The sequence below is a fragment of the Neisseria sp. P0019.S002 genome (assembly GCF_051957155.1).
Taxonomy (GTDB): domain Bacteria; phylum Pseudomonadota; class Gammaproteobacteria; order Burkholderiales; family Neisseriaceae; genus Neisseria; species Neisseria perflava.
Genome location: NZ_JBQCWS010000061.1, coordinates 1 through 528, shown reverse-complemented (window position 1 = coordinate 528; position 528 = coordinate 1). Strand labels below are relative to the sequence as shown.

1 protein-coding gene is annotated in these 528 nt (G+C 50.4%); it reads right to left on the bottom strand.

What is annotated here, in order from left to right; genetic code table 11:
• The coding region (locus ACTHTY_RS11555; RefSeq protein WP_440367764.1) for a hypothetical protein at positions 1-528 on the bottom strand (528 nt) is incomplete at both ends.

The following is a 528-nucleotide window of genomic DNA, read 5'->3' as shown; positions in this document are numbered from 1 at the left end:
CCACCCACACCAACCCCCCCAACCCAAAACCCCCACCCCCCCAACCACCCCCCCAACACCACCCACCACACAAAACACCCACCCAAACAAACAACCACACCCACCACCCAAAACAACCCCAAAACCAACAACAACACCACACAACAAAACACACCCACCCAAAAAACCAACAAACACCCCAACAACACAAAACAACCAAAACAAAAAACACCAAACCCCACAAACACACACCACAACCAACCCACCCCCACCAAACAACCCACCCACACCCAAAACAACAACAACACCACACAACCCCCCACACCCCCACAAAACAAACCACACACCACACACCACACCACAACACCCCCAACCCAACACCACCAAACCCAACCAACACAAAACAAAACCAAACAAACCAACCACCAAACAAACACCCAAAAACACAACACCAAAACCCAACACAACAACCACACCCAAACAAACAAAAACCACCACCAAAAACAAACCAACCAAACCACCCACAAACACACACACAACCCCACCCCC